This is a genomic window from Rossellomorea sp. ABR4_004 (assembly GCF_056159585.1).
The window spans coordinates 1-360 of the sequence record NZ_JBSWVM010000018.1 but is presented as its reverse complement, the minus strand read 5'-3'; the positions used below and the strand labels follow the sequence as shown (position 1 = coordinate 360).

At 40.6% G+C, this 360-nt stretch carries 1 pseudogene; it reads left to right on the top strand.

The features are described from left to right. Nucleotides 1-186, top strand: a pseudogene (locus ACXAF2_RS23510) (IS3 family transposase); the annotation flags it as partial. Nucleotides 187-360: the final 174 nt, after the last annotated feature.

Here is a 360-nt window from a genome sequence, read left to right as displayed (position 1 = left end):
GAAGAAGGATTCCTTTCGGAACGCAGAGGGAAAGGAAGCACCGGTCGCCCATCTTCAAGTTCCCTATCTCCTGAAGAACAATTGAAGAAAGCAGAGGCAAGAATTAAGTTCCTGGAAGCAGAAAATGATTTCCTAAAAAAGTTAGAAGTTCTAGAAAGGCAGGCGTTGAAGAAGAAACGATATTGAGGCAGTCCGAAAAGTTTTATCTTATTGATAGAACGATTCAAAAACACCGATTAAAGAAAACTATTTCCTATCTATGTGAACTGGCAGGAGTAAGCAGAAGTGGTTATTACGATTGGTTGAACGCTTCCCCTAAGCGTGCGAAACGAGAAGAACAAGATGAAGCAGATATAGTTT